Origin of the sequence: Pseudoalteromonas sp. S327, from assembly GCF_005886415.1 — a bacterium.
Classification (GTDB): domain Bacteria; phylum Pseudomonadota; class Gammaproteobacteria; order Enterobacterales; family Alteromonadaceae; genus Pseudoalteromonas; species Pseudoalteromonas atlantica.
Map to the genome: position 1 here is coordinate 1 of NZ_PNDP01000081.1, position 7937 is coordinate 7937.

The following is a 7937-nucleotide window of genomic DNA, read 5'->3' on the forward strand; positions in this document are numbered from 1 at the left end:
GGAACAACCTACGTCTGCGCTGCCAGCCTCAGATGAGCCACAAAACGATGAAGCACACTCTCCTGCTGATGACAAAAAAGCGGCCGTAGCTGCTGCTATTGCCCGCGCTAAAGCTAAAAAAGCCGCTAAAGAAGCTGAGCAACCAGCAGCAAGTGAACACAGCGCACCTGAACAAAGCAATGAGCCACAAACCAGCAGCGGTTCAGACTCTGAGCAAACGGCCTCTGAGCAAACTGCAGCAGAGAAGAAAAAAGCCGCCGTGGCCGCCGCAATAGCGCGCGCCAAAGCTAAAAAGTTACAAAAAGAAGGAAATGATCAGTCATGAAATTAACCATGGCCAGTTCGCCGCACAACCATAGCCATAAGTCGTTAACGCGATTAATGCTAACCGTAATTGCTGCGTGTATTCCTGGGCTAATAGCGCAAGTGGTATTTTTTGGGACTGGCGTACTTATTCAGTTAGTACTGGCACTTGTTGCTGTAAGCGTATTTGAAGCAGCCATTATGTTAATGCGTAAACGCCCTGTTTGGCCTGCATTGAGTGATGGTAGTGCTTGGCTTACTGGTGTGCTGTTAGCACTGAGTATTCCGCCGCTGGCGCCTTGGTGGGTCATTATTATTGGCTGTTTATTTGCCATTGTGATTGTAAAGCAACTTTATGGTGGGCTTGGCTTTAACTTATTTAACCCAGCAATGGCCGCATACGTACTACTTTTAGTCTCGTTTCCGGTGCAAATGACCGCTTGGTTACCCGTTACCGATTTACTTAATGCCCCAATTGGCTTTATTGACCAATTACGCCTTATATTTACTGATTTTACCGCTCTGGGCTTTAGTGTTGATCAAGTCCGTGCCGGCGTTGATGGCCTCACCATGGCCACCCCGCTTGATACAGTTAAAACCGATGTAGCTCATGGTCTAACTGTTAGCGAAAGCATGCAAAAACCGATTTTTTCTCAATGGGCTGGGCTTGGTTGGCTATGGGTTAACCTAAGCTTTTTAGCCGGTGGTTTATACCTTTTAAAAGCTAAAATTATAAACTGGCATATTCCAGTAAGCTTTATAGGCTCACTAGCGCTGTGCAGTGCCATTGGCTATATTGCCGCTCCGGGTACCGAGCCGGGTATGGTATTTCACTTATTAAGTGGCGCGACCATGATGGGCGCATTTTTTATCGCCACCGATCCTGTTTCGGCTGCAACTACCAATAAAGGGCGCTTAATTTATGGCGCGTTAATTGGCTTGTTGGTGTATTTAATTCGCACCTTTGGTGGCTTCCCTGATGCGGTAGCCTTTAGTGTATTATTAATTAATATTGCCGTACCGCTGATTGATTACTACACCCAACCACGCACTTATGGCCACGGAGCAGTAAAATGATTATTTCATCAATGGCTAAAAATGGCGCGATATTAACCGCCTTTGCACTGATAACAACAGGCTTAGTTGCCTCAATTGATGCCTTTACCGCCGATAAGATTGCCGAGCAAGAACGCTTGCAACTAACCTCACAATTACAAGAGGTATTAAACCCAAGCAGCTACGATAATCAGCTCAATACAAATTGCGTAATTATGAGCGATGAACAACTGGGTCCTTACCCCGAGCAAGTTATTTACCGCGCTTATAAAAATCAGCAACCTGTTGCACTTGTAATAAGACACATAACACCTAGTGGTTACAGTGGCGATATTAACTTATTAACCGCCGTACTTGCTGATGGCACCATTGCCGGCGTTCGTACTACTAAGCACGAAGAGACGCCCGGCTTAGGCGATAAAGTAGAAGTTAAAAAGTCGCTGTGGATCACTACATTTAACGATTTAACGGTTCAAAGTGAAGACGATGCCCGTTGGGCGGTAAAAAAGGATGGTGGCCAGTTTGACCAATTTACCGGCGCAACAATTACCCCTCGCGCCGTGGTAGGCTCGGTAAAAAATGCCGTATTATTTGCAAAAACTAACTTTGCCGCCATTTTTAAACAGCCTAATGCTTGCCAAGAGGTAACCCAATGAGTGAGTTAAAAACCTTATACAAAGAAGGCGTATGGGCTAATAACCCCGCGCTAGTGCAGCTACTCGGTTTATGCCCGCTTTTAGCTGTTACATCAACTGTAACCAACGCGCTCGGCCTAGGGTTAGCTACTTTATTAGTTTTAGTAGGCTCTAATATTACTGTTTCAGTTGTGCGTAATTGGGTGCCTAAAGACATTCGTATACCAGTATTTGTAATGATTATCGCAGGCTTTGTGACCATAGTTCAGCTACTTATGAATGCGTACACCTTTGGCTTGTATCAATCATTAGGCATATTTATTCCACTAATAGTAACTAACTGCGCCATTATTGGCCGTGCAGAGGCATATGCCTCTAAAAATCCTGTGCACCTGTCTGCATTCGACGGCCTGATGATGGGCTTAGGCTTTATGGCCGTATTGTTAGTACTCGGTGCAATGCGCGAACTGATAGGCCAAGGTACATTATTTGATGGGGCCGATTTGCTTCTAGGGCCATGGGCACAAAGCCTACGCTTGGAAATATTTAGTTTCGATAGCCAGTTTTTACTCGCTATTTTACCACCCGGCGCCTTTTTAGGGCTTGGGCTGCTAATAGCAGCAAAAAATGTTATTGACGCACAAATAAAATCAAAACAAGTAACGCCGCCAGAAGCCGAAAAAGGCCCACGCGCACGTGTTACTAGCTTAACTTAAGGGGAAAACGCATTAACGCTATTAGCTAATGCGTTTTAAGTTGCATGAATAAAGAAAAACGTCACCAAATACTCTCGCGCTTGCGCGAGCAAAACCCGCATCCAGAAACCGAGCTTGAATACTCAAGCCCATTTGAGCTACTAGTAGCCGTTACGCTCTCTGCACAAGCCACCGATGTAGGGGTAAATAAAGCCACCCGTAAATTATTTCCGGTTGCTAATACGCCACAAGCCATTTTAGATATTGGCCACGATGCGCTTCGCGATTATATAAAAACCATTGGCTTATTTAATTCAAAAGCCGCAAACGTGTACAAAATGTGCCAAATATTGGTTGATCAACATAACGGCATTGTTCCCGAGAACCGCGAAGCCCTCGAAGCCCTACCCGGTGTTGGCAGAAAAACCGCAAATGTAGTACTCAACACAGCCTTCGGCTGGCCGACCATTGCCGTAGACACGCATATTTTTCGTGTTTCAAACCGCACCAAATTTGCTATGGGCAAAGATGTAGTCGCCGTTGAGCAAAAACTTGAAAAGGTTGTTCCTAAAGAATTCAAAGTAGACGTTCACCACTGGTTAATACTACACGGACGCTATACCTGCGTTGCCCGTAAGCCTAAATGCGGCAGCTGTATTATTGAAGACTTGTGTGAGTTTAAAGAAAAAACGGACTAATAATTGAAAAGCTATAGCAATAAAGCACAATTATACAATTTGCTTTTAGCCATTACTTCAGCGTTTTTTATATGGCTCTCGAATGGCTTTATCACCTTTATTGCTTTTAACGAGTCTGTTGCGGGAGTGAAATTTGAAGAACTTTTGCTCATATTTTCACACGTCGATATTCTAAAAGTTTTGGCTTTTCCTGAGTTTTGGGAAGCTAATGCAAATCACTCTTTCATTGAGGCCCCTGGTTTATGGTTTGAGCCGATGACTATTTTATCTTCGTTAGGCTCATTACTTCTCATAGCTTTATTTTCTATGTATGTCAGTAAATTAAAATCTGAAACAATATCTTTATCATTACTCTTAATTGGATTTTTATACTTGGTTGTTTCATGGGGTGTTTTGCTAGATGTATCTGATGCTAAGATGATTGGGCCCTATTTAAGTATTGGCATTCAAGGTCTGTTATTACATTCGTTTATAAGTTGCCTAATTTGTGTTTTTACCTTTTCAAAAAATGTATATTTTAAAATTAGTACTATTTAGTCTTTCTTTATTTAGTAGCTTTGCATTTGCAAGCGAAATTGATTGGCAAAGCAAAGCGGCTGATCATATTAGGTTAAATATAATTCTGTTTATTAACCTTGGCCTTTTCATTCTCATTTTGTTTTTCTCAATTCGTCATATTAAAAAATTAAAACGACTTAATATAACAATCACTAATGAATCGTTAATCGACCCTTTGACAAAAGTGTTAAATAGAAAAGGCTTTCATGAACAAGTTTCTCGCTTAGATAAACAAAGTGGTTTTTTACTCATTGCAGATATAGATAACTTTAAACTCATTAATGATCGATTTGGACATAATGCTGGTGATAAAGTTCTTCAAAGGGTCGCTCATGCTTTAAAAGTTCAAACTAGAGAAAAAGATATTGTTGGACGATATGGCGGAGAAGAGTTTGTAGTTTTCTTTCCAAGCAATGATGTTGAAACCGTAAAAAAGATTTCACATAGGCTTGTATTAGCCATTGCTAGCCTTAATTTAAATGACATATCGCCTGAATTAACAGGAGTCACAATTAGTGCGGGTGTAGATAAAGGTGATACAAAACGCTCTAAGTTTGAAAGGTTATATGAAAACGCAGACCAACTATTATATAAAGCTAAGGCTGCTGGTAAAAATCAAGTTATCGTATTTGATAACTAACAGCTTAAGCCTTAGCTATTCCACTTCTGGTCGCACTGCAGTAATCCGGCATCTAATCGTTTAGCTGTCTGTTGATTCTATACTATTTATAAATTGCGCCATATTTACTAAACGCTCACCGACAATAAATGCAATGGTGCGTTTAACCCAAGGCGCTTTAATATTTGTGTAGTTTAGTTTAGCTAATACGCAGCTTGTAATTATTAAAAGTAGAAGCGATGACACGCTGTAAAACCAAACCATGTGTTGCTCTAGGTGAGCATACAAGTCAATTTCAAATAGCACATCAAAGCCAATAAAAACATAAGCCATATAAAAAGGTGCAGACATTAATAACAACTTAGTTAGTTGTAATTTATGTGAGCAAAGGCGGTAAACGTCTTTTTGAAGTTGGCTAATTGGCTTTGCATAATCAACGTTAGCAATGTGCACTATTTGGCCAATATTACCTGCAAGGCCAGCAATGGAAAATACACTCAGTATCAACGCGGATATTGAAGGCGCTGAAACACTAAAGTTATTTGCAATGTACTGCCCCAATAAAACAATAATAAAAAAGAAGGCTGCGCTTTCAATAATACGTGCCCACTTCATAGTATTAAGCTCTTTCATTTGTTTATTCACTTTTGTTTCGCTCAGCAGTGATTGGTTTATTGTAATGGCCGATTCGTTGACACTATTTTGCTGCTGCCAAGTGTTTTTAATGTTATCTAAATTCATTTTAAGCCCCCTGTTTTTCAAATTGATTTTTTAGTGTTTCTTTAATTCGGCCAATTCGCGTAGCGACGTTGGTTTTACTTATGCCTAAACTCGTCGCTATGCTTTGATGGGATTCGCCTTCTAAATACAGCAATACTATGGCTTTATTTAACTTATCGAGCTTTGCTATAAATTCATAAAGCTGCTTAACCTCTTCGCTTTTATCATTGTGCGCTGAGAGGTCGGCTATGTGCACAATGCACTGCTCACTTTCATTGGCTTTATCTTCTCGTTTACTGTCTTTGCGGTAATATGAAATCGCCACATTCAGTGCTATTCGGTACATCCACGTAGAAAACTTATAGTCTTTGTCGTAATTATCATAAGCAAGCCACATGGTGGTGAGTATTTCTTGCGCTAGGTCTTGCCTGTCGTGTTGGTTTTGACAGTACGAGTTAACTATTTTATAAATAATGCCTTTATGCTGCTCCATTGTTTGAGCAAACAGTGCTTTTTTATTGGTGTTCATTTACGCATAAATCCATCATCTAAATTAATCTCATCACGTAGTTGGCTCATCACAGTTTCATTGTGTTTAATTTCTAATGCATCTGTTTTTAAAAGTAATAAAGTGCGGCGCTTTGGCTAATGCAACATAGCCTGTACACATTTATATAAACATTTTAGCTGCACGATAGTACTCACATAACCTTCTTATCTAGTTATTCGCAGTATCGCTGAAATAATCACAACTATTTAAAAAATAATTATTTGAGGGAGTAATAAGCTAAGTAAAAGAGCAAAGCGAGGAGCTAGCTCTTTTTTCTGCTTTGCTATTAAAAGGGGACTCCTAGTTAAAAGATTTTTTTAATATAGCAATAGTTAATATTATTGTATCTCTGGTTATCAAATATGACTCAGGCTAAAGGTGGTAAAAAACATACAATCTGCTATTAATAGTGAATAATAATTTAAGGAGGTTTCTGCGTTAGCGCTGTAAGAAACCACATAACTTCAAGGATGTATTTTGCAAAGTAATCATTCAAAATTTCAGCCAAATAAGTGGTCATTATTAAATTTAGCTGTTGTGCTTATACTGGCGGGTGCATTTTATTATTTGGGTCAATTTTCTGTATTTCATTCGATTCTTTTAAGCCTAATTTGTTTTATTTCATTTTTAACCTTATTAATTTTAAAGCGTTGGAAAGCATATATTAACTATTTAAAAGCAATAGGAGATGAGATAGAGCGAGACAGATTTCACTTAGGTGAACACATAGTATCGATGGTTCCTTACATGAACTTACAAATAACAGTTCATGCACGTATGGATGAATCAGCTTTATTAATCAAAAAAGCAAATTGTTATATTTCGATTAATTTAAAAGATATTTGCTCATTTGAGCCAACTGAATATTTCGGACGGCCAATCGCGAAAGTAATTTTGGCCGATAATAAAAACTTAACTCCTGCACTCTATGTACCTTGGTCTGAAGAAATGGCGCTAACTCAAAGTAAAGCTCATGGGTAAACGCCTTTGTTTGCTTATCATGCCATAAAGGTATTAAGCGTTACACTCTAAGGCGATACTAAGATTTATAGCGGTTTAACTCTGATACTAAGTGCGTACTTTTAAATACCACCAAATTAGAGGCGCCAGTATCACTATTTCAATACCCACATTCAGCCACTGTTTTGCTACCGAGCCATCTAACATAATGCCAATAAGCCTTGCAATTAATAGTCCTACGAGTAACGATGACAGTGTTGCCGCTATGCTAGCTTGCCAAGGTACAAGCTGATGATGAAATTGCAGCAATAAGCCAAAACCAATAAATAACCCCCACCAAATTCTGCGCTCTACGGCCTTAAAAATATCATTAGGAACTGGCTTATTGCTTATCAGCTCAGGGTTGGCAGCTAACACTATGCCAAAAATAATTAATACCGCACCAACAACCCTAAAAATGACTATATTATCCATGATCAATCCCTCAGGCTGGTTGTTTGATCAACTGTTTGAACAATCGATTGCTCAACAAGCTCCTGAGGTAACTCCTTTGCTTGGCTCCACTGCTTTGGCGATTGCCCATACATACGTTTAAATTCTCGGCTAAATTGTGATGAGCTAACATAGCCTACCGACATGGCCGCCGAACTTACGTTCATACCCGCTGCAATTTTCATCGCGGCGGTATTTAAGCGCATAGATTTAACAAATTGAATCGGCGACATACTGGTCGCATCCTTAAATTTTCGATGCAAAACTGCCCTACTTACGCCAATTTTTGCTGCCATATCGTCTATGGTTATGGTCTCATCTAATCGAGATGCCAAATAATCAATTGAGCGTGCTATGTCGTTTCCTACGCCAAAGGCTTGGTGCACACTACTACCTGCCTGTCCGTTTAATATGGCGTAATATAATTCTCGCAGTCGCCCTTCGCCTAAAACCGCAATATCTACAGGGTTGCCTACGAGTTGCAGCAATCGTAGTAATGAATCGGTAAATGAGTCATCCCATGCTGCGAGTGTAAGCCCTTGCGTTTTGGGGCCTGATGCGTGTTTTTTTACACCTTGTGCAGCCATGGTAATAGATAATTCGGTCATCACTTTTGTATCTAGCGATACAATAGACATAATGACTCCCACA

General features: G+C 40.1%; 11 protein-coding genes and 1 pseudogene. 8 read left to right on the plus strand and 4 right to left on the minus strand.

The features are described 5' to 3' along the window. The 7 genes and pseudogenes from CWB60_RS19510 to CWB60_RS19540 all read left to right on the plus strand — a co-directional run. Positions 1 to 325, plus strand: a pseudogene (locus tag CWB60_RS19510) (electron transport complex subunit RsxC); the annotation flags it as partial. Continuing rightward, a complete protein-coding gene (gene rsxD, locus CWB60_RS19515; protein ID WP_064386453.1) occupies positions 322 to 1380 on the plus strand; it encodes an electron transport complex subunit RsxD in 1059 nt (352 codons plus the stop codon). The pseudogene CWB60_RS19510 and the gene rsxD, both read left to right, overlap by 4 nt. Beyond that, positions 1377 to 2015 carry an electron transport complex subunit RsxG gene (gene rsxG, locus CWB60_RS19520; RefSeq protein ID WP_138580050.1) on the plus strand — a complete coding sequence of 213 codons (639 nt, stop codon included), beginning with the start codon at positions 1377 to 1379 and terminating at the stop codon, positions 2013 to 2015. Before rsxD ends, rsxG begins: the two co-directional genes overlap by 4 nt. Continuing rightward, the gene (locus CWB60_RS19525; protein ID WP_004589483.1) at positions 2012 to 2710 is read left to right on the plus strand and encodes an electron transport complex subunit E; all 699 of its coding nucleotides are present in this window, start codon (positions 2012 to 2014) and stop codon (positions 2708 to 2710) included. The genes rsxG and CWB60_RS19525 overlap by 4 nt, the downstream gene beginning before the upstream one ends. A 44-nt stretch (positions 2711 to 2754) precedes the next feature. Beyond that, positions 2755 to 3387, plus strand: coding sequence for an endonuclease III (gene nth, locus CWB60_RS19530; RefSeq protein ID WP_024034131.1), 633 nt, complete (start codon positions 2755 to 2757; stop codon positions 3385 to 3387). 3 nt (positions 3388 to 3390) lie between these two features. Next, the gene (locus tag CWB60_RS19535) at positions 3391 to 3924 is read left to right on the plus strand and encodes a hypothetical protein (RefSeq protein WP_138580049.1); all 534 of its coding nucleotides are present in this window, start codon (positions 3391 to 3393) and stop codon (positions 3922 to 3924) included. After that, a complete protein-coding gene (locus tag CWB60_RS19540; protein WP_138580048.1) occupies positions 3875 to 4585 on the plus strand; it encodes a GGDEF domain-containing protein in 711 nt (236 codons plus the stop codon). Before CWB60_RS19535 ends, CWB60_RS19540 begins: the two co-directional genes overlap by 50 nt. A gap of 60 nt (positions 4586 to 4645) precedes the next feature. On the opposite strand, the gene CWB60_RS19545 is transcribed toward CWB60_RS19540, so the two are convergent. Next, positions 4646 to 5305 (minus strand): hypothetical protein, encoded by a 660-nt coding sequence (locus CWB60_RS19545; RefSeq protein WP_138580047.1) that lies wholly within the window; start codon positions 5303 to 5305, stop codon positions 4646 to 4648. 1 nt (position 5306) lies between these two features. Next, entirely contained in the window at positions 5307 to 5813 is a 507-nt protein-coding gene (locus CWB60_RS19550) for an RNA polymerase sigma factor (protein WP_138580046.1), read from the minus strand. 498 nt (positions 5814 to 6311) lie between these two features. Here CWB60_RS19550 and CWB60_RS19555 point away from each other — a divergent pair, with 498 nt between their 5' ends. After that, positions 6312 to 6815, plus strand: coding sequence for a hypothetical protein (locus tag CWB60_RS19555; protein WP_054983420.1), 504 nt, complete (start codon positions 6312 to 6314; stop codon positions 6813 to 6815). A gap of 87 nt (positions 6816 to 6902) precedes the next feature. On the opposite strand, the gene CWB60_RS19560 is transcribed toward CWB60_RS19555, so the two are convergent. Next, entirely contained in the window at positions 6903 to 7268 is a 366-nt protein-coding gene (locus CWB60_RS19560) for a DUF4345 family protein (RefSeq protein WP_024034145.1), read from the minus strand. Between the two features lie 2 nt (positions 7269 to 7270). After that, on the minus strand, positions 7271 to 7937 hold a 667-nt coding region (locus tag CWB60_RS19565; protein ID WP_138580045.1), incomplete at its 5' end, for a helix-turn-helix domain-containing protein.

Coding starts and splice junctions, on each gene's coding strand:
- CWB60_RS19560 (WP_024034145.1), bottom strand. CDS start 7,268: ATGGATAATATAGTCATTTTTAGGGTTGTTGGTGCGGTATTAATTATT.
- CWB60_RS19525 (WP_004589483.1), top strand. CDS start 2,012: ATGAGTGAGTTAAAAACCTTATACAAAGAAGGCGTATGGGCTAATAAC.
- rsxD (WP_064386453.1), top strand. CDS start 322: ATGAAATTAACCATGGCCAGTTCGCCGCACAACCATAGCCATAAGTCG.
- CWB60_RS19550 (WP_138580046.1), bottom strand. CDS start 5,813: ATGAACACCAATAAAAAAGCACTGTTTGCTCAAACAATGGAGCAGCAT.
- rsxG (WP_138580050.1), top strand. CDS start 1,377: ATGATTATTTCATCAATGGCTAAAAATGGCGCGATATTAACCGCCTTT.
- nth (WP_024034131.1), top strand. CDS start 2,755: ATGAATAAAGAAAAACGTCACCAAATACTCTCGCGCTTGCGCGAGCAA.
- CWB60_RS19545 (WP_138580047.1), bottom strand. CDS start 5,305: ATGAATTTAGATAACATTAAAAACACTTGGCAGCAGCAAAATAGTGTC.